A 20,462-nucleotide genomic window follows, 5' to 3' on the forward strand; every position below is an offset into this window, starting at 1 on the left:
GGTGGAGGCGGAGATACGCCCCCTCAGACCGCTTCCCGCCGGGCGCCCGGCTCCGGCTCGCCGCCCGCCCCCGGCCCGTCGGTCATCCGGTACCCGGCGCCCGGCACGGCCTCGATCACCGGCGGATCGCCGAGCTTGGCGCGCAGTGCGCCGAGGGTGACGCGTACGGCGTTGCCGCCATAGCTGGTGTGCTCCTCCCACACCTCCTCGATCAGCTCGTCACCGCTGACCACCGCGCCCTGCGCGCGCAGCAGCACTTCGAGCACCCCGAACTCCGTACGCGACAGCGCCAGCGGCCGGCCGTCGCGGGCGGCCAGCCGGTGCGCGGTGTCGACGGTGACGCCGGCCCGCTCGATGACCTGCGGCTCCATGCGGCGGGCGGGCCGGCCCAGCGTCAGGACCCGGGTGAGCAACTCCTCGTGGGCGAAGGGCTTGGCCAGACAGTCGTCGGCGGCCGGCTCCGGGCCCGCCACCCGGTCGTCCGTGACGGCCGCGGTGAGCAGCAACACCCGGGTCGCCAGCCCGTGCTCCACCACATACCGGCGCAGGGCGTCGCCGTGCGGTGCGGGCAGCTCACCGTCCAGGACGAGCACGTCGTACGCACCGAGCCGCAGTCCGGCCAGCGCCGCGCGGCCGTCGTGGGCGATATCCACCACGATCGCGGCGCGGCGCAGCTCCGCGGCGATCATGTCCGCGAGGCACTCCTCGTCCTCCACCACCAGAACGCGCATGGCGTCATATCTACCCGAGGCGGACCTTCCGGAGAGCCGAACGCCCTGCGCCGCGACCCCGGGGCCGGGGAATTCACCAGGCTGGAGCCGAGCGGCGCCCGGTACGGGCCACCCGGGGTGCGCAGCGCCGGTGACGCGGACCGCCGGCCGGGCCGCGAACGGCCCGTGCGGCCGCGCCATGCCGAACGGGGGCCGGACAGCCCCGGCGTGCGGGGCCGTACGAGTTGCTTCCGCCGCACCGCCTCTCCTCCTGCCGCCTCCGGCCCGGCCGGCGTGCTTACGATCCACTTCGGCCACCGGTCGGAAGGGTGGAAGGGAGCGCCACGATGAGAGCCGTAGCAGTCAGCGCATTCGGTGAACAGCCGCAGCTCATGGATCTGCCGCAGCCCGAACCAGGGCCCGGTGAGGTCCTGGTGCGGCTGTCCGCCGCCGGACTCAACCCCGTCGACTGGAAGCTCGCCGACGGGATGTTCGGCGATGCCGTGCCGGCCGTGTTCCCCCTCGTCCTGGGATCGGACGGGGCGGGCGAGGTGCTCGCCATCGGGAGCGGGGTGCGGCGGTTCACCATCGGCGACGCGGTGTTCGGCCAGTTCCAGCGGCCCGAGCAGGGCGGCGGTTCGTACTGCGAACTCGCCGTCGCCGACGAGGACCGCATCGCGCACGCCGCCCGCAGCGTCACCTACGCCACCTCCGCGGCACTGCCGACGGCCGGCATGACCGCGTACAACCTGGTCGAGGAGACCCGGATCGCCGAGGGCAGAACGGTGCTGATCGTCGGCGCCACCGGCGGCGTCGGCACCTTCATCACCCAGCTCGCGGCCGGCCGCGGCGCCGAGGTGATCGCCACCGCCCGCCCGGCCAAGGCGGAACTGATGCGCACGCTGGGCGCCGCCGAGACCGTCGACCACACCGCGGGCCCGATCGCCGACCAGGTCCTCGCGCACCATCCGGGCGGTGTCGATGTGCTGATCGACATGACCAGCGGCGCCGCCGAGTTCGCCGAACTGACCCGGACCGTGCGCGACGGGGGGACCGCCGTCTCGCTGATCGGCTCGGCCGACGCGGACGAGCTCACCGAGCACAATCTCCGCGGCTTCAACTTCGTCAACCGCCCCTCCCCGCAGCTGCTGGAGATCCTCGCGGGCCATGTCGACGCGGGCCGGCTGACGGTCCTCGTGGGACGCGAGGTCTCCCTGGAAGAGGCACCGGACGCCTTGGCGACCAGCCGCACCGGCCGGGCGCAGGGGAAGACGGTGCTGGCGATCTGAGCGGCGGTCAGGGGCCGTCGCCGGTGCGGGCGGCGAGCCGGCGGGCCCTCAGGGCACGGAGAGCCGGCGGTCCCGCCGCGGCCAGCGCCGCGGTCAGTGTTCCCGCGCCGATGACGAGCCAGACCCCGGTGCGCAGCGGTCCGGTGAGGGCGTCCGCGTAGGCGCCCGCGGCCGGCCGGGAGACCATCGCGGGCAGCGCGTCCAGGGTGCGGCTGCGGGCCAGCGCGAGCGCCGCGGCCAGCAGACCGGCGGCCGCCGCGCAGCCCAGCCCCGCACCGATCAGCGCCCGCCGCCGGCGCCGCGCCAGCAGCAGCCCGCCGGTCAGACACAGCGCCGCGACCGGCGGCAACAGCAGCGCCCCGGTGCGGACGACCTCGTAGACGGCCCGGATCCGTGGCACGTCCGGGCCCTTCAGCAGCACGATCTCCACCCCGGCCCGCGGCACCCGCCGGAGAATGTCGAGCCCCATGCCGTTGTGGGACAGCTGGCGCTTGACGCGTTCCACGACCGGGGTGAGATCCAGCGTGACCGCGGACCGCCCGGACGCGGCCAGCCGGCCGTCCAGCGTCCGGTGGGCGGTCCGGTGCACCCCGTTCCACACCGCGGGGAAGCCGCTCCCGGTGACGACCTGCCGCACCTGCTGGGCCACGAACTGGCGAATCCCGCGGGTGAAGTGCCGCCGCACCGCGGGACGCTCGGCGCGCGGTACGGCCTTCAGCAGCCCGTCGAGCCGGACATGCGCCATCACGCCGGCCGTCACATCGTCGACGACCGCCTCCTGGACGGCGGCGTTCCCGGCCAGCGGCGCCACCGCCGCCACATAGCTGTCGGTCTCGGTCAGCTCGGCCCGCGCCCACAGCGCGACCAGGCTCAGCGGCAGCAGCAACGCCCCCACCAGCAGCAACACCCCACCGGCCAGCCCCCGTACGCGCCGCGGCCCGTGCGGCGGCCGCTTGCCCTCCGTCACCCGCCCGCCCGGGCGTACGGGTGCGCTCGCTGACATCGCGTCCGGTCCTTCCTGCACGGCGGACTGGGGCGCGTCCCACGGACCGGCCGGGCCGGAGGAGCTCCGCAGGACGCGCCCTACGGCCACCTCCCAGGCAAGTGGGAACCCGCGCCGCCCGCGAGCCGGGGCGGTGCCAATGGGTGACCGGGTGCGCGGCCCGGCTCAGCCCGCCCGCGCGGCGCGCCGCCGCCGGACCGCCCGCACCACTCCCGGCCCGAGCAGCGCCATCGCCACGGCGGCCGCCGCCCACCCCATCCAGCCGCCGCCCTCGCCCTCCGGGGAGGTCTCCGGCAGGTCGTCCAGATCGCCCGAGCAGGCCGTGGGCGCGAAGGATTCGCCGACGTAGACACAGACCGTGGCGGCGGCGCGGAGCGTGCCGGGGGCGGCGGGGCCGGCGGAGGCGGCGGCGAGGTCGCTGCGGCCGCCGAGCACGGCCCTGGCGGTGAAGACCTGGATGTCGTGCGCGGGCAGATCGGAGCGCCAGATCGCCTTCTGCTCGCCCACACCGTGCCCTTCGACGGTGCCTCCGGGCGCGGTCGCCGAGGTCGTGGTGGCCGGCATCCGCTGTTCGATCCGGGCGCCGTGGACCTCGGTGGCGCCCAGGTTGTGCACGGTGATGCGGTAGTCGAGCCGTTTGCCGGACTCGGCGTCGTCGGCGCCGTCGGTCACCGCCACCGTCACGGAGACGGCGGGCGGTGCCTTCGGGGCGTACGCGGCGGCGGACGGTCCAGGGAGCGTGGCGGCGCACAGCAGCGCGCAGACAACGGCGGTTCTCATGTCGTCATCCGAGCATCGCGGGCCCCGTCACCGGCGGCAGGCGGCGCTGTCCCGGGCCGGGTTCACCCGAGTGAGGGGACGCGGAACGGCGCGCCGCTCCGGCAGCCGGAGTGCACCCCGGGGCTCGCCGCCCCGGCCGCTCAGTGCCGGTGCGGCCCCGGCCGGTGCACCGGACCGTGCGCGTCCTCGCAGTGACCGGCCTGCAGCTCCGGGCCGGGACCGGGCCGCGGGCTCAGCGTCAGCAGCTCATCGGCGGCGCCCTGTTCGCCGACGTGATCGACCTGGAGGGTGGCGTGGGTGATGCCGTACTCCCCGCTCAGCAGCTCCTGCAGACTGCGGCGGACCTTGTGGCAGTCGCCGCCCGGCGCCACCAGGATGTGCGCGGACAGCGCCGGATGCCCGGAGGTGATCTGCCAGATGTGCAGATCGTGCACCTCGACGACCTCGTCCGCGGCGACCAGATGGTCGCCCAGCGCGTCCGGGTCGATGCCGGCCGGCGCGGCCTCCATGAAGATCCGGCCGGACTCCCGCACCAGCCCCGTTCCGGCCCGCAGCATCAGCGCGACGACCACGAGCGTGGCGATCGCGTCCGCCCGCTCGAAGCCCGTCGTCAGCACGACCAGACCGGCGACGGCGGTGGCGACGAACCCGAACAGGTCGGTGAGGATGTGCTGATAGGCGCCCTCGACGTTCAGGCTGGAGCGGTTGGCCTTGGACAGCAGCCAGGTGCAGATCAGATTGACCACGATCCCCGACAGCGCGGTGACCAGCACCAGCCCGCCGGTCACCTTCGGCGGCGAGATCAGCCGCTCGACCGCCTCGTACGCCAGCCAGACCGACAGCAGCAGCAAGGTGATGCCGTTGGCCTGTGCGGAGAGGATCTCGGCGCGCTTGAGGCCGTAGGTGTACCCGCCGCGGGCCGGCCGCGCGGCCAGCCGCATCGCGATCAGGGCCAGCACGATCGAGACCGCGTCGGTGAGCATATGGGCGGCGTCCGAGATCAGCGCCAGGGACTGCGCGATCACACCGATGACGACCTCGACCGCCATGTACGCGGTGAGCAGGATCAGCGCGGCCCGCAGCCAGCGCCGGTCCGCGTCGGGTGAGACACCGTGCGCATGGCTGTGGCTGTGCCCGTGGCTATGGGCGTGCTCGGTCATCGGCGCGCTCCTTCCTGGCTCCTTGCTGCGAAGCAAACCGCACTTCCGCGAAAGATCCAAAGGCTGCACCGGTGACCGTTGTCATTACCGTCGAACGGACGATCGTGCCTGGTCAGAGCGGTGCGGAGGCGGTCGGGCCCGGGGGCGGAAACGGAGCTTTGCCATCCGCTCCCGGCTGGCGCGGTGAGCCGCCGAAGCTCCTCCTGCCGGGTAGCATCCGGCGCCATGAGCAACGCTACGGGGGAGACCCGGCGGCCCGCACCCGGCACGGGAGCGCTGCTGTCGCCCCTCGGCCTGCTGGCCGCCGTCGCCATCCTGTCCACCCACCGGGACGGCCTCACCTTCTGGCTGGGTGCCCTGCTCGGCACTGTCGCCGTCCTCGGCTACCTGGCCTGCTTCGACTCGCCGCGCGGCATCTGGCAGTGGCTGCCGGCGGTCGTGGGCTTCTGCGCGGCGTTCCTGTTCGCGGGCCAGTTCCTGATCGCCCTGCTGACGTGAGGGAGGGGGCGGGCCTCCCCGCGGGGCGGTGCGGAACGACCGGTCAGTAAAGTTCGGCTCCCGTCCCCCGGACCGGTCCCCGTCCCCTCCCGACCTCTGAGGTATCCGGCAGTGAGCCCCGCACCACCCGCCCCGGCCGCTCCTGAAGCCCTGTCCGTCGTCGGCATCGGGGCCGACGGCTGGGACGGACTGCCCGCCGCCTCCCGGCAGGCGCTGTGCACCGCCGAGGTGCTGATCGGCGGCGCCCGCCAGCTCGCGCTGCTGCCCGAGGAGTGCGCCGGTGAGCGCGTCCCGTGGCCGTCGCCGCTGCGCCCCGCGGTCCCCGGTCTGCTCGCCGCGTACGCCGGACGCCGGGTGTGCGTGCTGGCCAGCGGCGACCCGATGTTCTACGGCATCGGGCGGACGCTGACCGAGGTGCTCGGGGAGCGGGCGGCCGCCGGTGCGGGAGAGGCGGCGGGCGGGCCACCGGCCCCCGGCGCCGGCCCCCGGCTGCGCATCCTCCCGCACCCCTCCTCCGTCTCCCACGCCTGCGCCCGCCTCGGCTGGCCGCTGGAGGACACCGAGGTCGTCACGCTCGTCGGACGGCCCGCCGCGAACCTGGTCCGCGCGCTGTACGACGGCCGCCGGGTGCTGGTGCTGTCCGCCGGCGCCGGCACCCCCGCCGAGGTCGCGGCGCTGCTGCGCGCCCGCGGCTTCGGCCCGACCCGGATGCGCGTACTGGAGCAGCTCGGCGGCCCCCGCGAACGGACCGCCGAGGGCACCGCCGACGACTGGGACGCACCGCCCGGCGACCCCCTCAATGTCCTCGCCCTCGACTGCCGCCGCGCGCCCGGCACCCCGCCGCTCTCCACCGTCCCCGGCCTCCCCGACGCCGCCTACGAGCACGACGGCCAGCTCACCAAGCGCCATGTCCGCGCCGCCACCCTCGCCGCGCTGGCCCCCGCCCCCGGCGAACTCCTCTGGGACATCGGCGGCGGCTCCGGCTCCATCGCCGTCGAGTGGCTGCGGGCGCACCGCAGCTGCCGCGCCGTCAGCGTCGAGCGCGACCCCGTACGGGCCGAGCGGATCGGCCGGAACGCGCAGGCGCTCGGCGTCCCGGGACTGCGGGTCGTCCCCGGGTCCGCGCCCGCCGCGCTGGACGGGCTGCCGACGCCGGACGCGGTCTTCATCGGCGGCGGGCTGACCGCCCCCGGTCTGCTGGCCGCGTGCTGGACGGCGCTGCCGCCGGGCGGCCGGATCGTGGCGAACACCGTGACGCTGGAGTCCGAGGCGCTGCTCGCCGACTGGTACCGGCGGCACGGCGGCGAGCTGGTCCGGCTCGCGGTCGCCCACGCCGTGCCCGTCGGCGGTTTCACCGGCTGGCGGCAGGCGATGCCGGTGACCCAGTGGGCGGCCGTGAAACCGCCGTCCGCCTCCCCGTCCCCGACCGCCCTCCCCCAGGAGACCGAGCAATCATGACCGTCCACTTCATCGGCGCGGGTCCCGGCGCCGCCGACCTGATCACCGTGCGCGGCGCCCGTACGCTCGCCTCCTGCGGGGTCTGTCTGTACGCCGGCAGCCTGGTGCCGCGCGAGCTGCTCGCCGAGTGCCCGCCCGGCGCCCGGCTCGTCGACACCGCGCAGCTGGACCTCGACACCATCACCGCCGAAATGGTCCGCGCGCACGAGGAGGGCCATGACGTGGCCCGGCTGCACTCCGGCGACCCGTCCGTCTTCAGCGCGGTCGCCGAGCAGATGCGCCGGCTGGACGCGGCCGGGGTGCCCTACGACGTGGTGCCGGGCGTCCCCGCGTTCGCCGCGGCGGCGGCCGCGCTCAAGCGCGAGCTGACCGTCCCCACCGTGGGCCAGACCGTCATCCTCACCCGGGTCGCGCAGCGGGCCACCCCCATGCCCGAGGGCGAGGACCTCGCCACGCTCGGGCGCAGCGGTGCGCTGCTGGTGCTCCATCTGGCCGCCATGTACGTCGACCGGGTCGTCGGCGAACTCCTGCCGCACTACGGCGCCGACTGCCCCGCCGCGGTCGTCGCCATGGCCTCCCGCCCCGACGAACTCGTGCTGCGGGGCACCCTCGCCGATATCGCCGGCCAGGTGAAGGCCGCGGGCGTGGTCCGTACGGCCGTCATCATGGTCGGCCGCACCCTGGGCGCCGAGCAGTTCCGCGACAGCCATCTCTACTCGGCGGACCGCGAGCGGCCGCACCTGCCGTGCGCCGCACCGTCGGCCACGGAGACCCCGTAGCCGACGCGTACGGGCCGCGGCCCGCGGCTGCGGCCCTTCTACCGACCGGAATTCCTCCCGGATCCCGGCCCGGACATGCGTGAACCCCGGAACTGGAGGTTCCGGGGTTCCGGCCGGCCCTGCCGGGATGCCGAAGCACCGGTGGGGCACGAGGAATACTCCTGGCCGTCAAGCCTCGCCGCTGACGTTGATGTCAGCCGCGGTCAGCCGCTCTCAGAAGCCGGTGGTCTCCACCGTGGCCACACCGGTGACCTGGCCGACGGGCAGGCTCGACGCGAGGGACCCGGCGGTCTCGACGACACCGCCGACGCTCACGGCGGCACCGTGCCCGGCAACCTCGGCACCGGCGCTGGCGAGCCCACCGGCAATGTTGTCCAGCTCGTTGTCGGCGATCTCGCAGGTGTCGATCGCGGGGGTGAAGCCGTTCATGGCGTGCCCTTCCCTTCAAAGCTATGGGTTCTGAACTCACGCAGACCGAATTGCCGATAAAGCCGAATTTGCCGATAAAGCGAATGCGGCCGTAACGGGGCCGTTGGGTGCCGGAAATGTGGCGTCCATAATGACGGTCCGTGTGCTCGCAGAATGCAATCACGCCAAAGCTTTCCCAGGCAACTTACCGTTCAGTTTTTAACCGGTATGCAATCGAGCGCAATGATCGCCCTGACCTGCACTTTTGCCCGCTTCTTGGTGGTGAACCGACCATGCGGTGGCTATCGGAAAAGTGTCCGGGGAAAACCCTTCATGCACGCCCTCCGCGTATATTTTGCGGGTACCGTCCGCCGAGCCCGCGGTGAGTGTGAAGGGGCGAGATGTCTGCCTTCCCTGCTTTCCTCTCCATCGGGGGTGTCACTTCCCCCTGATCCGGAAACAGGGTGCTGTGGCGCGGGAAAGGGCATGCGTCCGCCGGGGCTGTTTTCGGGCAATTGCACACCGAGGACGCAACCGAGGACACGGCCCGGACCGGTCGCGGCCCCTCCGGGCCCGTCCGGATGGCTCTCCGACCGCATCAGGGTGAATACCCGTTAGCCCCCTGCCGGGGGCCGGTAAGGAAGCTGCGACACCCAAGGGGGGCCGAAGCAAAGGAGTACGCCACGATGCGTACCAGACTGGCCGCCGGCGTCGTCGGCGCCGCAGCCCTGCTGACGCTCTTCGGCGGCAACGTCGCCGCGGCCGACGGCAAGGGCCATGTCGCACAGGCGAAGGACACCCCGGGCCAGAGGGGCGACAGCTCGCCGTGGATGCACGACAGTCCAGGCCGGATGCACGACCGGCCGGGCCGGGTGCACGACCGCCGCGAAGGGCGCTACGACCGCCGGGAGGGCGGCTACGACCGCTCCGGACTCCGTGACAACCCGCTGCGGCTGACCACCTGCGCCCTCGGTACGGCGCTGGGGTCGCTCACCGGCAGCGGGGAGGACTGCATCGCCGACCGGTTCGGCCGCGGGTACCGGAACTGACCGCTGACGTGGGGGAAGCCCGTCACCGCTGAGGGCTTCCCTGCCGGGCGTCCCCCGGCCCCCGCGGCTCCGCCCGCCCCACCACCATCCCCGCCCGGTCGATGCAGATGACGTCGACCGCGACGGGCGCGCCCCGCAGCACGGCCAGCGACTCGTCCCGCGCCGTCGCCGCCACCAGATCCCCCAGCGGGACACCCGCCGCGGTGCACAACTGCAGCGCCGCCAGGCCCGTGTTGGCCTCCGCGACCGCGCCCGCCAGCGCCTCGTCCGCCCCGCCCCGCCGGGCGAGCTCGGCCAGGAACCCCTTGTCCACCTGGGACCGCGCCGAGTGCAGATCCAGATGCCCGGCCGCCAGCTTGGACAGCTTGGCGAACCCGCCGCAGATGGTGAGCCGCTCCACCGGATGCCGCCGGATGTACTTCAGCACTGCCCCCGCGAAGTCGCCCATGTCCAGCAGCGCGTCCTCGGGCAGGTGGTGCAGCGCGACGGCCACCTTCTCCGACGTCGACCCCGTACACCCGGCCACATGCCGCCGCCCCGCCGCGCGGGCGACGTCCACCCCCCGCCGGATGGAGTCGATCCACGCCGAGCAGGAGTACGGCACCACGATCCCGGTGGTCCCCAGGATGGACAGCCCGCCCAGGATCCCCAGCCGCGGATTCCAGGTGCTCCGGGCGATCTCCACCCCGTGATCGACCGAGATCTCCACCTCGACATCGGCCGTCGCCCCCGGGCCGCCGTGGCGCCCGGCGACCTCCGCCAGATGCTCCCGCATCATCTGCCGCGGCACGGGGTTGATGGCCGGCTCGCCCACGTCCAGCGGCAGGCCGGGCCGGGTGACGGTCCCGACGCCCGGCCCGGCCCTGAAGACGACGCCCGACCCCGCGGGCAGCACCCGTACGGTGGCCCGGACGAGCGCCCCGTGTGTGACATCCGGATCGTCGCCCGCGTCCTTGACGACACCCGCCGTGGCGGCCGTCCGCCCCGGCGCCAGCTCCTCCACCGCCAGCGCGAAGGACGGCGTCTGCCCCTTCGGCAGCGTGATCGTCACCGGATCGGGGAACTCGCCGCTCAGCAGCGCCGTGTACGCGGCCGTGCTCGCCGCCGTCGCACAGGCACCGGTCGTCCAGCCGGGCCGCAGCCCGGTGTGCGCGAGCTGCGCGCTACGCCCGCCCGCGGCCTTCCCCGTACCCTGCGGTTGCGCTTCAGCCACGGAGGAACCCACATCCCATGCCCGACGCAGCCCGCCCGCCACGCCATGTACTGATCCTCGGCGGTACGACGGAGGCCCGCCGCCTGGCCGCCGCCCTGGCGCCGGAGCCCGCCGGGGCACCGGAGCCCGCGCCGGCGCCGGAGTGCGCCCTGCGCGTGACGACCTCGCTCGCCGGCCGGGTCGCCGCACCACGGCTGCCCGCGGGGGAGGTACGCATCGGCGGGTTCGGCGGCCCCGAGGGCCTCGCCCGCTGGCTGCGTGAGCACGCGGTGGACGCGCTCATCGACGCCACCCATCCTTTCGCCGACACGATCAGTCACAATGCGGCCCTGGCCGCCGCCACCGCCCATGTTCCCCTGCTCGCCGTCCGCCGGCCCGGCTGGGTGCCGGGACCCGGCGACACATGGCACCAGGTCACCTCCCTGGACGAGGCCGCCGCCGCCCTCCCGGCCCTCGGCGCCCGCGTCTTCCTCACCACCGGCCGGATGGGCCTCGCCCACTTCGCCCACCTCACCGAACTCTGGTTCCTCGTCCGCTCCGTCGACGCCCCCGAGCCCCCGCACCCACCCCGTATGGAGGTGCTGCTCGACCGCGGCCCCTTCACCCTGGAGGGCGAGCGCGCGCTGCTCCGCGCCCACCGCATCGATGTGCTCGTGACGAAGGACAGCGGTGCCGCCGCGACCGCCGCCAAGCTGACGGCGGCGCGGGAGGCCGGGGTCCCGGTGGTCGTCGTACGGCGCCCGCCGGTACCCGACGGGGTGCCGGTGGTGGAGGGGCCGGAGGCGGCGGCGGAATGGCTGCGGGGGCTTTTCAGCGCGGCCGATTCACACTGAGCCGATTCGCTTCCCGGACCCTTTCCGCTAATTCCGCCCGCCGCCTCGCGGATTCCTCTTGCTCCGCCTCGTCACCGGTGTCGCGTTCAGCGGCGGAGCCGGCCGTCTCCTCGCTCACGGGGCGACCTTCCCCACCGCCCGCGCGAGCCGCCGCGCGAGCTCCGGCGTGCAGCGCACCGGATCCACCAGCGGGCGCGGACGGTCCCCCACCAGCGACACCCCGTCCGGAGCCAGGGACGGCAAGGTGATGCCCGCCCCCTTCAGCGCCGCCCGCGGCTCGTCCCGCGCCCGCTCGGCATCCCTGATCCTCCCGGCCGCCGGAGTGCGCTCCGCCCATCCCATTTCTCTTCTCCGTTCGAGTCCTGACTGGCCTGTCAATGCCCTTGCCCCGTCCTGGAGTTGTCACTCCGGCCGGCTCTCGAAAGGGGGTTGGCGATGTCGCCGGCACGGGCAAACAGGGGGCCGGAGAATGGTCGAAAGGAATTCCGGTCATGCCGTCATGGGTGGCACACCCCTCCGAGGTCACCCGGGGCTGCGCTCCCGCCGGGTGGCCGCCACGATCACGAACGTGACGCTGATCAGCAGTGCCCAGGAGCCGAACTTCTCCAGGGCGACCGGTTGCCACCCGTGGAGCTGGTGCGGGTAGCGCCATGCGCCCAGGTAGGTGGCGATGTTCTCCGCCAGCCACAAGAAGAATCCGATCAGCGCGAAGGACAGCGCCAGCGGCATGCGGTAGCGCGCCTGCCCCACACTGAACCGCACCGACGTGCCTCCCGTGACCGCGACGAGCAGGGCGGCGAGGAGCCAGCGCAGGTCGGGCAGCCAGTGGTGGCTGAAGAAGTTCACGTAGACGGCCACGGCCAGGGCCGTGGTGGCGCGCGGGCGGTAGTGGACGAGTTCCAGGTCCATCAGCTGCCATGCGCGGCAGACGTAGCTGCCCACCGCGGCGTAGAGGAAGCCCCCGTACAGGGGCACGCCCGCGAACTTGAACACCGCGGGCTCCGGATAGCTCCAGGAGCCGAGCGAGACCTTCACCATCTCGAAGGCCAGCCCGATCGCGTGACACACGGCGATGACCAGGACATCCCTGCCGCTCTCCCACCCGCGCAGACGGAACACCAGCGTCAGCAGCAGTCCGTAGACGAGCAACAGGTCATACCTGGCCACGGGCAACTGCGGCAGCACGGTGGACAGCGCGACCCCCGCGAGCAGCGCGACGGCGAACGCGCAGCTGCTCGTCTGGAGCCGGGTGAAGATCAGTAGTTGCTGTACGCGGGCCAGGTTCGCGTGCATGGTGCGAAAGACGCGGCTGTGACGGGAGGGGTTGCACGAGGGTGTGGTCCGGCATCGGCCACGAGCCCGGACGGGGCCCCGCACCCGCACCCGCACGGTGCGAGCCGGAGCCCCTGCCTGGCGGTCAGCCTTACCCCTCCGGATACCTCCGCGGCGTCCACACGACCTCGGTTCCGTCCTCGCGCCGTGCCGCCTGGGTCTGGGACGAGCCGACGATCAGGAGCGTCCGCATGTCGACCTGGTGCGGGTCGAGGTCGGCGAGGTGGACGGTGCGGACCGACTCCTCGGGGCCGCCGATGTCGCGGGCGAGGATGACGGGGGTGTCGGGGGCCCGGTGTTCCAGGAGGAGTTCGCGGGCCTTGCCGACCTGCCAGGTGCGGCTTCGGGAGCCGGGGTTGTAGAGGGCGAGGGCCAGGTCGGCGCCGGCCGCCGCGTGCAGGCGTTCGGCGATGACCTCCCAGGGCTTGAGGCGGTCGGAGAGGGAGATGACCGCGTAGTCGTGGCCGAGGGGCGCGCCGGCGCGGGCGGCGGCCGCGTTGGCGGCGGTGACGCCCGGGAGGACCCGTACGGGGATGGCACGGTAGGGGGCCTGGCAGGCGACCTCCAGGACGGCGGTGGCCATCGCGAAGATGCCCGGGTCGCCGCCGGAGACCACGGCCACCTTGCGGCCGCGCCGGGCCAGGTCGAGGGCGAGTTCGGCGCGTTCGGACTCGACCTTGTTGTCGGAGGCGTGGCGGCGCTGGCCGGGGCGCAGCGGGACGCGGTCCAGGTAGGTGGTGTAGCCGACGAGGTCCTCGGCGGCGGCCAGGGCGCCGCGGGATTCGGGCGTCAGCCAGAGCGGCCCGGCCGGGCCGGTGCCGACGACCACGACCTCGCCGTGGCCGGACGGTTCGCCTGCCGTGGCCGTGGCCGTGGCCGTCTCCGTAGTCGTGGCCGTCTCCGTGGCCGTTTCCGTGGACGTAGCCGTACCGGGCGGCAGGTCCGCGATGCGGCTCGGTACGACGCTGACGGAGAAGTAGGGGACCGTCTCCGCGTCGATGTCCGCCAGCTTCTCCGTACGTTCGCCGGTCATCGTGGCGCGCTCGACGTAGTGGGCCTCCGGGAGGCGGCCGGAGCGTTCCATGGCGCGGCGGACGGTGGGGAAGGTGCGGCCCAGCTTCATGACGACGGCCGTGTCGGTCGAGGCCAGACGGGCGGTCAGCTCCTCCTCCGGGAGCGTGCCGGGGAGGATCGTCAGGACCTCGTCGGCCTCGGCCAGCGGCTTGCCGAGGCGGGCCGCGGCGGCGCTGACGGAGGTGACGCCGGGGATGACCTCGGTCGGATAGCGGTGGGCCAGCCGCTTGTGCATGTGCTGGTAGGAGCCGTAGAAGAGCGGGTCGCCCTCGGAGATGACGGCGACGGTGCGGCCGGCGTCGAGATGGACGGCGAGGCGGGCCGCCGCGGACTCGTAGAACTCGTCCAGCGCGCCCCGGTAGCCGCCGGGGTGGTCGGTCGACTCGGTGGTGACCGGGTAGATCAGCGCTTCCTCGATGTGGTCGGCGCGGAGGTGCTCGGCGGCGATGGAGCGCGCGATGGAGCGTCCGTGCCGGGCGCTGTGGTAGGCGATGACGTCCGCCCCGGCGATGACCTGGACCGCCCGGACCGTCATGAGGGACGGGTCGCCGGGGCCCAGGCCCACACCGTAGAGGCGACCGGTCAGCTGCTGCTCGCTCACGCTTACTCTTCCTCGCTTGCCATGGCGTTGATCGCGGCCGCGGCCATGGCGCTGCCGCCCCGGCGCCCGCGCACCACGATGTGGTCCAGCTCCGACGGGTGGGCGATCAGCGCGTCCTTGGACTCCGCGGCGCCGATGAAGCCGACGGGTATGCCGATGACGGCGGCGGGGCGGGGCGCGCCTTCCTCGATCATTTCGAGGAACCGGAAGAGGGCGGTGGGGGCGTTGCCGAACGCGACCACGGCGCCTTCCATCCGGTCCCGCCACAGCTCCAGGGCGGCGGCGCTGCGGGTCGTCCCCATCTTGGCGGCGAGGTCCGGGACCGACGGGTCGGTGAGGGTGCACAGGACGTCGTTGCCGGCCGGCAGCCGCTTCCTGGTGACGCCGCTGGCGACCATGTTGGCGTCGCAGAGGATCGGCGCACCGGCGCGCAGCGCCTCGCGGGCGCGGGCCACCACCTCGGGGGTGAAGGCCAGATCGCGTACCAGGTCGACCATGCCGCAGGCGTGGATCATCCGGACCGCGACCCGGCTGACGTCGGCGGGCAGGCCGTCGAGGTCCGCCTCGGCGCGGATGGTGGCGAAGGACTGGCGGTAGATCGTCGCCCCGTCCTTCTCGTAGTCGAACGCGGTCACTGTGGCCTCGGGGTTGTCGGGTACGGGGCGGTTCTGGAGGTGGGGCATGGCGCTGTGGGTCGGGGGTGGTTCATGAGGTGGCGGGGCAGGGAGCTGCGGGTCGGGGCGGTTCATGAGGTGGCGGGGCAGGGAGCTGCGGAGGGTGCCGCCGGTGCGGGGTGCGGGGCGGGTGTGCTCTGCGGCTGTACTACGGAGACGCGGTAGCCCTCCGCCGTCGCCAGCACATCGACCCAGGCGCCGTGCGGGTGGCCGCAGCGGCGTTCGCAGCCGGACCAGTACACGGGGAGCCGGCGCAGGGTGGCGGGCTGCGGTCCTGGCTCGCCGGGGACGGGGGTGCCCGCGGTGACGGCGGCCGTCGCGTCGGCCCGTACATCGGTACGGGACTTGGCGCAGCCGGGGCGGCCGGTGCAGGCGCCGACGCGGTGCCAGGGGGAGTCCGGGTCGGTGATCAGTCCGGCGGCGGACAGTTCGCGCAGGCGGGGAGCCGCCGTGTCGGCGGACAGCCCGGGGATGACGACGCCGCGCCAGGGGGTGAGGCGGAGCGCGCCGGCACCGTCCTCGGCGGCGACGGCGGTCAGCAGACGCCACTGGGCGACCGACAGCCGCCCCAGCGGCGCGAGGACGGAGAGCGCACGGGCGCCGTCGGTGCCCTCGATGACGCCGGGGGCGGAGGAGTCGGCGTACGGGACGGAGGCGGGTGCGGGCGCCTCGGTCGCGTAGGTGGCCCCGGTCGCGTCGGGGGTACCGGTCACTTCCCTGGCCCCGGCCACCGCCGCAGCCACCTCCCCGGCCACCTCCGCGCACCCGATGCCCGCCGCGCGCAGTCGCTCCGCGACGGCCCGGGCCGTCAGGCCGTGTCCGTCCGGGAGTTCACGTACCCGCCAGGCGCCGCTGCCGCTCGCCTCGGCGGCGGTCAGGAAGGCCTCGGCGGCGGTGAGGGCGGCCCGCGGGGCGTCCGGACCGGCGATCCGCAGCGCCGCCGGATCGTCGCCGACCCGCAGCAGCGCGGTACCCCCGGCCCCGGCCGGGCACCCGGCCCCGGACAGACCCCCGGACCCGGCCCCGCCCCGTTCTGCGACCAAGCTCACATCCCCGCCGAGTGCCGCCACATCGCCCCGTCCGTCGTCCAGGACGAAGAGGAATCGGCCCGACAGCGCGGTCGCGGACTCGCTCGCGCAGAGCAGTCCGTCCAGCTCACGGGCCCACAACCGCACGTCAGAAGGGGTGTGCCGGTCGAGTCCGGCCAGCGGCGAGGCGAGGATGTTGCGGACGCGTTCGTGGCGCTCGGAGGGCAGCAGGCCGGCGTCGCGCAGCAGAGCGGCGAGCCGGCCGCCGCAGCCGTCCGCCAGGCCGCGGAGTTCCGCGTTGCCGCGGGAGGTGAGCGAGAGGTGGCCGTCGCCGAGCCGGTCCGCTGCGTCGGCCAGCGCCTCGGCCTGACGCACCGTCAAGTCTCCGGCGGGCAGCCGCACTCGGGCGAGGTGACCATCGGCGGCGGAGTGCAGCCGCAGCGCTCCCGGGCAGGCGTCACCGCGGTCCCGTATGGGCGGTTCGGCACCTTGGGGCCGTATCGAGGGGGAGGGCGGCATGGCCGCGAGCATACCCACGGAGGCGGGTGGCTCATCGGGGCCGGATCCGGCCAAGCTCCCGGTCCGGATCCGGGTACGGAGGCGCGCGCCCCCCGTCCCGCCGCGGCCGGTCCGGAGGCCCGCTTACCTCCCCCGTCCACAGCCCTTACTATGCAGGTCGGTGGGTCGGCTGGCCCATCGACGCCAGCGACGGCGCAGGGTCTTACGGCCCAAGGGAGGAAGCCCGGTGAGAATCCGGCGCGGTCCCGCCACTGTGAACCCGGCAACTGCCGGGTGAGCCAGGAACTCCCGCCGTCCATACGACCACCCGGGGCGCGGATACCCCGAGGAAGGCCTGCGCTCGCATGCTTCTGCTGCTGTCGACCTCCGACACCGACCTGCTCAGCGCCCGCGCGGCCACGGGTCCCGTGCCGTACCGGCTCGCCAACCCCGCCCGCCTCGACGTCGCCGAACTCCCCGCGCTGCTGGAGGGCACCGACCTCGTCGTCGTACGCCTCCTCGGCGGCATCCGGGCCTGGGAGGAGGGCCTGGAGGTGCTGCTCGCCGAGGACCAGCACCGGCCGGTCGTCGTGCTCACCGGTGAACAGGCCCCCGACGCCCAGCTCATGGAGCAGTCCACGGTCCCGGTCGGTATCGCGGCCGAGGCGCACGCCTACCTCGCGCACGGCGGTCCCGCCAACCTCGACCAGCTCGCCCGCTTCCTCTCCGACACGGTGCTGCTGACCGGCCACGGCTTCGAGCCGCCGGAGCCCGCCCCGTCCTGGGGCCCGCTGGACTGGGAAGGGCGCAACGCGAGCGGCCCGCTGGTCGCCGTGCTCTACTACCGCGCGCACCACATGAGCGGTAACACCGCTTTCGTCCGGACCCTGTGCGAGCAGATCGAGGCGGCGGGCGGGCGCGCCCGGCCGTTGTTCGTGGCCTCCCTCCGCGCCCCCGAACCGGAGTTGATCGAGGCGCTGGGGTCCGCCGACGCCCTGGTCACCACGGTCCTCGCGGCGGGCGGCAGCAAGCCCGCCGAGGCCTCCGCCGGCGGCGACGACGAATCCTGGGACGCGGGCGCACTGGCCGCCCTGGACGTGCCGATCCTGCAGGCCCTGTGCCTGACAGGGCCGCGCAGCGCCTGGGAGGAGAACGACGAGGGGCTGTCGCCGCTGGACGCCGCCTCGCAGATCGCGGTCCCCGAGTTCGACGGCCGGCTGATCACCGTCCCGTTCTCCTTCAAGGAGGTCGACGAGGACGGTCTGCCGGTCTACGTCGCCGACCCCGAGCGCGCCGCCCGGGTCGCCGGGATCGCCGTCCGCCACGCCCGGCTGCGCCACATCCCGGCCGCGCAGAAGCGCCTCGCGCTGGTGCTGTCCGCCTACCCCACCAAGCACTCCCGTATCGGCAACGCGGTCGGCCTGGACACCCCGGCCAGTGCCGTGGCGCTGCTGCGCCGTCTCCGGGCGGACGGCTACGACTTCGGCGACGAGAGTGCCGAGCCGGTCCCGGGCCTGGAGTCCGGCGACGGCGACGAGCTGATCTACGCCCTCATCGACGCCGGCGGCCACGACCAGGAGTGGCTCACCGAGGAGCAGCTCGCCCGCAACCCGGTCCGTATCCCGGCCGCCGACTACAAGCGCTGGTACGCCACGCTGCCGCAGCAACTCCGGGACTCCGTCGAGGAGCACTGGGGGCCGCCGCCCGGCGAGATGTTCGTCGACCGCAGCCGGAACCCCGACGGCGACATCGTGCTGGCGGCCCTGCGCCGCGGCAATCTCCTGATCCTCATCCAGCCGCCGCGCGGCTTCGGCGAGAACCCGATCGCGATCTACCACGACCCCGATCTGCCGCCCTCGCACCACTACTTGGCGGCGTACCGCTGGATCGCGGCCTCCGCCGACGACGGCGGCTTCGGCGCGGACGCCATGGTCCACCTGGGCAAGCACGGCAACCTGGAGTGGCTGCCCGGCAAGAACGCGGGCCTGTCCGCGGCCTGCGGCCCCGACGCCGCCCTCGGTGATCTGCCGCTGATCTACCCCTTCCTGGTCAACGACCCCGGCGAGGGCACCCAGGCCAAGCGCCGGGTGCATGCCACCCTCGTCGACCACCTCGTTCCGCCGATGGCCCGCGCCGAGTCCTACGGCGACATCGCGCGCCTGGAGCAGCTCCTCGACGAGTACGCGGCCATCTCCTCGATGGACCCGGCCAAGCTGCCCGCGATCCGCGCCCAGATCTGGACGCTGATCCAGGCCGCCAAGCTCGACCACGACCTGGGGATGGACGAACGCCCCGACGACGACGGCTTCGACGACTTCCTGCTGCACGTCGACGGCTGGCTGTGCGAGGTCAAGGACGCCCAGATCCGCGACGGACTGCACGTCCTGGGCGGCGCCCCGGCCGGTGAGGGCCGCGTCAACCTCGTCCTCTCCATCCTCCGCGCCCGTCAGATCTGGGGCGGTACGTCCGCCCTGCCCGGTCTGCGTGAGGCGCTCGGACTGGACGAGTCCGCGGCCACCCGTACGACCGCCGACGAGGCCGAGGCCACCGCCCGCGCCCTGGTGCAGGCGATGGACGACGCCGGCTGGGACCCGGCGGCGGTGGCCGGTGTCGCCGACGGCCACCCGGCCGCGGTCGCCGACATCCTCGACTTCGCCGCCCGTCAGGTCGTCCCGCGCCTCGCCGCCACCACCGACGAGATCGACCACGCCGTGCACGCCCTCAACGGCGGCTTCGTCCCGGCCGGTCCGTCCGGTTCCCCGCTCCGTGGCCTGGTCAACGTCCTGCCGACGGGCCGGAACTTCTACTCCGTCGACCCCAAGGCCGTGCCCTCCCGCCTCGCCTGGGAGACCGGCCAGGCCCTCGCCGACTCCCTCCTGGCGCGCTACCGCGACGACAACGGCGACTGGCCGCAGTCCGTCGGCCTGTCGCTGTGGGGCACCAGCGCCATGCGGACGTCCGGTGACGATGTGGCCGAGGCGCTGGCGCTGCTGGGTGTCCGCCCCGTATGGGACGACGCCTCGCGCCGGGTCAACGGGCTGGAGCCCATCTCCCTCGCCGAACTCGGCCGCCCCCGCATCGATGTCACCCTGCGCATCTCCGGCTTCTTCCGGGACGCCTTCCCGCACGTCATCGGCCTGCTCGACGACGCCGTACGGCTCGCCGCCGGCCTGGACGAGCCCGCCGGGGACAACTACGTCCGCGCCCACGCGCAGGCCGACCTCGCCGAGCACGGCGACGAACGCCGCGCCACCACGCGCATCTTCGGCTCCCGCCCGGGGACGTACGGTGCGGGCCTGCTCCAGCTGATCGACTCCCGCGACTGGCGCACCGACGCCGACCTCGCCGAGGTCTACACGGTCTGGGGCGGCTACGCCTACGGCCGCGGACTGGAGGGCAGGCCGGCCCGCTCCGAGATGGAGACCGCCTACAAGCGCATCGCGGTCGCCGCCAAGAACACCGACACCCGCGAGCACGACATCGCGGACTCCGACGACTACTTCCAGTACCACGGCGGCATGGTCGCCACCGTCAAGGCGCTCAAGGGCAAGGCCCCCGAGGCGTACATCGGTGACTCCACCCGCCCGGAGACGGTCCGCACCCGCACCCTGGTCGAGGAGACCTCCCGGGTCTTCCGCGCCCGGGTGGTCAACCCCCGCTGGATCGAGGCGATGCGCCGCCACGGCTACAAGGGCGCCTTCGAACTCGCCGCCACCGTGGACTACTTGTTCGGCTACGACGCCACCACGGGCGTGGTCGCCGACTGGATGTACGACAAGCTCGCCCAGACCTACGTCCTCGACCCCGAGAACCGCGCCTTCCTGGAGGAGGCCAACCCCTGGGCCCTGCACGGAATCGCCGAACGCCTCCTGGAGGCGGAGTCCCGCGGAATGTGGGAGAAGCCGGACGCCGAGACACTGGCAGCCCTGCGCCAGGCATTCCTGGAGACCGAAGGGGAGCTGGAGGGGGAGGACTGACCTACGGCGGGGCGGGCCGGGCCGGGGTCTCGGCCGGCCGGGCATGATGGCCGGCCGCAGCTTCTCGACTCCGGTCGACCGGCTGCGGCGGCCCACAG

18 protein-coding genes and 1 riboswitch are annotated in these 20,462 nt (G+C 74.0%); of the genes, 7 read left to right on the top strand and 11 right to left on the bottom strand.

Annotation, left to right across the window (positions count from 1 at the left end; all coding sequences use genetic code 11):
- Positions 1-23 precede the first annotated feature (23 nt).
- Positions 24-731 (bottom strand): response regulator transcription factor, encoded by a 708-nt coding sequence (locus STRNI_RS21980; protein WP_277411855.1) that lies wholly within the window; start codon positions 729-731, stop codon positions 24-26.
- Positions 732-1,057: 326 nt separating this feature from the next.
- Here STRNI_RS21980 and STRNI_RS21985 point away from each other — a divergent pair, with 326 nt between their 5' ends.
- Entirely contained in the window at positions 1,058-1,999 is a 942-nt protein-coding gene (locus STRNI_RS21985) for an NADP-dependent oxidoreductase (protein WP_026170197.1), read from the top strand.
- Between the two features lie 7 nt (positions 2,000-2,006).
- Here the strand turns inward: STRNI_RS21985 and STRNI_RS21990 are convergent, their stop codons facing one another.
- From STRNI_RS21990 to STRNI_RS22000, 3 genes are all read right to left on the bottom strand, one after another.
- Entirely contained in the window at positions 2,007-3,002 is a 996-nt protein-coding gene (locus STRNI_RS21990) for a hypothetical protein (RefSeq protein WP_274736891.1), read from the bottom strand.
- 165 nt (positions 3,003-3,167) lie between these two features.
- The gene (locus tag STRNI_RS21995; RefSeq protein ID WP_159487486.1) at positions 3,168-3,782 is read right to left on the bottom strand and encodes a hypothetical protein; all 615 of its coding nucleotides are present in this window, start codon (positions 3,780-3,782) and stop codon (positions 3,168-3,170) included.
- 140 nt (positions 3,783-3,922) lie between these two features.
- A complete protein-coding gene (locus STRNI_RS22000) occupies positions 3,923-4,942 on the bottom strand; it encodes a cation diffusion facilitator family transporter (protein ID WP_159487488.1) in 1,020 nt (339 codons plus the stop codon).
- Between the two features lie 225 nt (positions 4,943-5,167).
- Between STRNI_RS22000 and STRNI_RS22005 the strand changes: the two genes are divergently transcribed.
- The 3 genes from STRNI_RS22005 (at position 5,168) to cobM (ending at position 7,677) form a co-directional block, all read left to right on the top strand.
- Positions 5,168-5,440, top strand: coding sequence for a hypothetical protein (locus STRNI_RS22005; protein WP_266438390.1), 273 nt, complete (start codon positions 5,168-5,170; stop codon positions 5,438-5,440).
- A 111-nt stretch (positions 5,441-5,551) separates the two neighbouring features.
- Positions 5,552-6,898: a precorrin-6y C5,15-methyltransferase (decarboxylating) subunit CbiE gene (gene cbiE / locus STRNI_RS22010; protein WP_277411856.1), complete on the top strand. Its 1,347-nt coding sequence runs from the start codon at positions 5,552-5,554 to the stop codon at positions 6,896-6,898.
- Positions 6,895-7,677: a precorrin-4 C(11)-methyltransferase gene (gene cobM / locus STRNI_RS22015; RefSeq protein WP_018092764.1), complete on the top strand. Its 783-nt coding sequence runs from the start codon at positions 6,895-6,897 to the stop codon at positions 7,675-7,677. The genes cbiE and cobM overlap by 4 nt, the downstream gene beginning before the upstream one ends.
- Before the next feature lie 213 nt (positions 7,678-7,890).
- Here the strand turns inward: cobM and STRNI_RS22020 are convergent, their stop codons facing one another.
- Complete coding sequence (locus tag STRNI_RS22020; RefSeq protein ID WP_018092765.1) at positions 7,891-8,106, bottom strand: hypothetical protein; 216 nt, start codon at positions 8,104-8,106, stop codon at positions 7,891-7,893.
- 665 nt (positions 8,107-8,771) lie between these two features.
- Between STRNI_RS22020 and STRNI_RS22025 the strand changes: the two genes are divergently transcribed.
- The gene (locus STRNI_RS22025) at positions 8,772-9,134 is read left to right on the top strand and encodes a hypothetical protein (RefSeq protein WP_266438385.1); all 363 of its coding nucleotides are present in this window, start codon (positions 8,772-8,774) and stop codon (positions 9,132-9,134) included.
- Positions 9,135-9,156: 22 nt separating this feature from the next.
- Here STRNI_RS22025 and STRNI_RS22030 read toward each other — a convergent pair whose 3' ends face one another.
- Positions 9,157-10,347, bottom strand: coding sequence for a cobalt-precorrin-5B (C(1))-methyltransferase (locus tag STRNI_RS22030; protein ID WP_277411857.1), 1,191 nt, complete (start codon positions 10,345-10,347; stop codon positions 9,157-9,159).
- Between the two features lie 17 nt (positions 10,348-10,364).
- Between STRNI_RS22030 and STRNI_RS22035 the strand changes: the two genes are divergently transcribed.
- Positions 10,365-11,180 (top strand): cobalt-precorrin-6A reductase, encoded by an 816-nt coding sequence (locus STRNI_RS22035; RefSeq protein ID WP_277411858.1) that lies wholly within the window; start codon positions 10,365-10,367, stop codon positions 11,178-11,180.
- Positions 11,181-11,294: 114 nt separating this feature from the next.
- On the opposite strand, the gene STRNI_RS22040 is transcribed toward STRNI_RS22035, so the two are convergent.
- The 5 genes from STRNI_RS22040 to cobG all read right to left on the bottom strand — a co-directional run bounded on the left by STRNI_RS22040 (position 11,295) and on the right by cobG (position 16,408).
- A complete protein-coding gene (locus tag STRNI_RS22040) occupies positions 11,295-11,522 on the bottom strand; it encodes a hypothetical protein (RefSeq protein WP_277411859.1) in 228 nt (75 codons plus the stop codon).
- 180 nt (positions 11,523-11,702) lie between these two features.
- Positions 11,703-12,473, bottom strand: coding sequence for a DUF817 domain-containing protein (locus tag STRNI_RS22045; protein ID WP_277411860.1), 771 nt, complete (start codon positions 12,471-12,473; stop codon positions 11,703-11,705).
- A gap of 130 nt (positions 12,474-12,603) precedes the next feature.
- The gene (locus STRNI_RS22050; protein ID WP_277411861.1) at positions 12,604-14,187 is read right to left on the bottom strand and encodes a precorrin-2 C(20)-methyltransferase; all 1,584 of its coding nucleotides are present in this window, start codon (positions 14,185-14,187) and stop codon (positions 12,604-12,606) included.
- Positions 14,188-14,189: 2 nt separating this feature from the next.
- Positions 14,190-14,822, bottom strand: a complete 633-nt coding sequence (locus STRNI_RS22055) for a precorrin-8X methylmutase (RefSeq protein WP_026170198.1) — start codon at positions 14,820-14,822, stop codon at positions 14,190-14,192.
- A 110-nt stretch (positions 14,823-14,932) separates the two neighbouring features.
- Positions 14,933-16,408: a precorrin-3B synthase gene (gene cobG / locus STRNI_RS22060; RefSeq protein WP_277411862.1), complete on the bottom strand. Its 1,476-nt coding sequence runs from the start codon at positions 16,406-16,408 to the stop codon at positions 14,933-14,935.
- Positions 16,409-16,557: 149 nt separating this feature from the next.
- A riboswitch (cobalamin riboswitch) is annotated at positions 16,558-16,718 on the top strand.
- Between the two features lie 34 nt (positions 16,719-16,752).
- On the opposite strand from cobG, the gene cobN reads away from it, so the two are divergent.
- A complete protein-coding gene (cobN, locus tag STRNI_RS22065) occupies positions 16,753-20,364 on the top strand; it encodes a cobaltochelatase subunit CobN (RefSeq protein ID WP_277411863.1) in 3,612 nt (1,203 codons plus the stop codon).
- Positions 20,365-20,462 lie beyond the last annotated feature (98 nt).

Source organism: Streptomyces nigrescens (genome assembly GCF_027626975.1).
Lineage (GTDB): Bacteria > Actinomycetota > Actinomycetes > Streptomycetales > Streptomycetaceae > Streptomyces > Streptomyces nigrescens.

Coding starts and splice junctions, on each gene's coding strand:
- STRNI_RS21980 (WP_277411855.1), bottom strand. CDS start 731: ATGCGCGTTCTGGTGGTGGAGGACGAGGAGTGCCTCGCGGACATGATC.
- STRNI_RS21985 (WP_026170197.1), top strand. CDS start 1,058: ATGAGAGCCGTAGCAGTCAGCGCATTCGGTGAACAGCCGCAGCTCATG.
- STRNI_RS21990 (WP_274736891.1), bottom strand. CDS start 3,002: ATGTCAGCGAGCGCACCCGTACGCCCGGGCGGGCGGGTGACGGAGGGC.
- STRNI_RS21995 (WP_159487486.1), bottom strand. CDS start 3,782: ATGAGAACCGCCGTTGTCTGCGCGCTGCTGTGCGCCGCCACGCTCCCT.
- STRNI_RS22000 (WP_159487488.1), bottom strand. CDS start 4,942: ATGACCGAGCACGCCCATAGCCACGGGCACAGCCACAGCCATGCGCAC.
- STRNI_RS22005 (WP_266438390.1), top strand. CDS start 5,168: ATGAGCAACGCTACGGGGGAGACCCGGCGGCCCGCACCCGGCACGGGA.
- cobM (WP_018092764.1), top strand. CDS start 6,895: ATGACCGTCCACTTCATCGGCGCGGGTCCCGGCGCCGCCGACCTGATC.
- STRNI_RS22020 (WP_018092765.1), bottom strand. CDS start 8,106: ATGAACGGCTTCACCCCCGCGATCGACACCTGCGAGATCGCCGACAAC.
- STRNI_RS22025 (WP_266438385.1), top strand. CDS start 8,772: ATGCGTACCAGACTGGCCGCCGGCGTCGTCGGCGCCGCAGCCCTGCTG.
- STRNI_RS22035 (WP_277411858.1), top strand. CDS start 10,365: ATGCCCGACGCAGCCCGCCCGCCACGCCATGTACTGATCCTCGGCGGT.
- STRNI_RS22040 (WP_277411859.1), bottom strand. CDS start 11,522: ATGGGATGGGCGGAGCGCACTCCGGCGGCCGGGAGGATCAGGGATGCC.
- STRNI_RS22045 (WP_277411860.1), bottom strand. CDS start 12,473: ATGCACGCGAACCTGGCCCGCGTACAGCAACTACTGATCTTCACCCGG.
- cobG (WP_277411862.1), bottom strand. CDS start 16,408: ATGCCGCCCTCCCCCTCGATACGGCCCCAAGGTGCCGAACCGCCCATA.
- cobN (WP_277411863.1), top strand. CDS start 16,753: ATGCTTCTGCTGCTGTCGACCTCCGACACCGACCTGCTCAGCGCCCGC.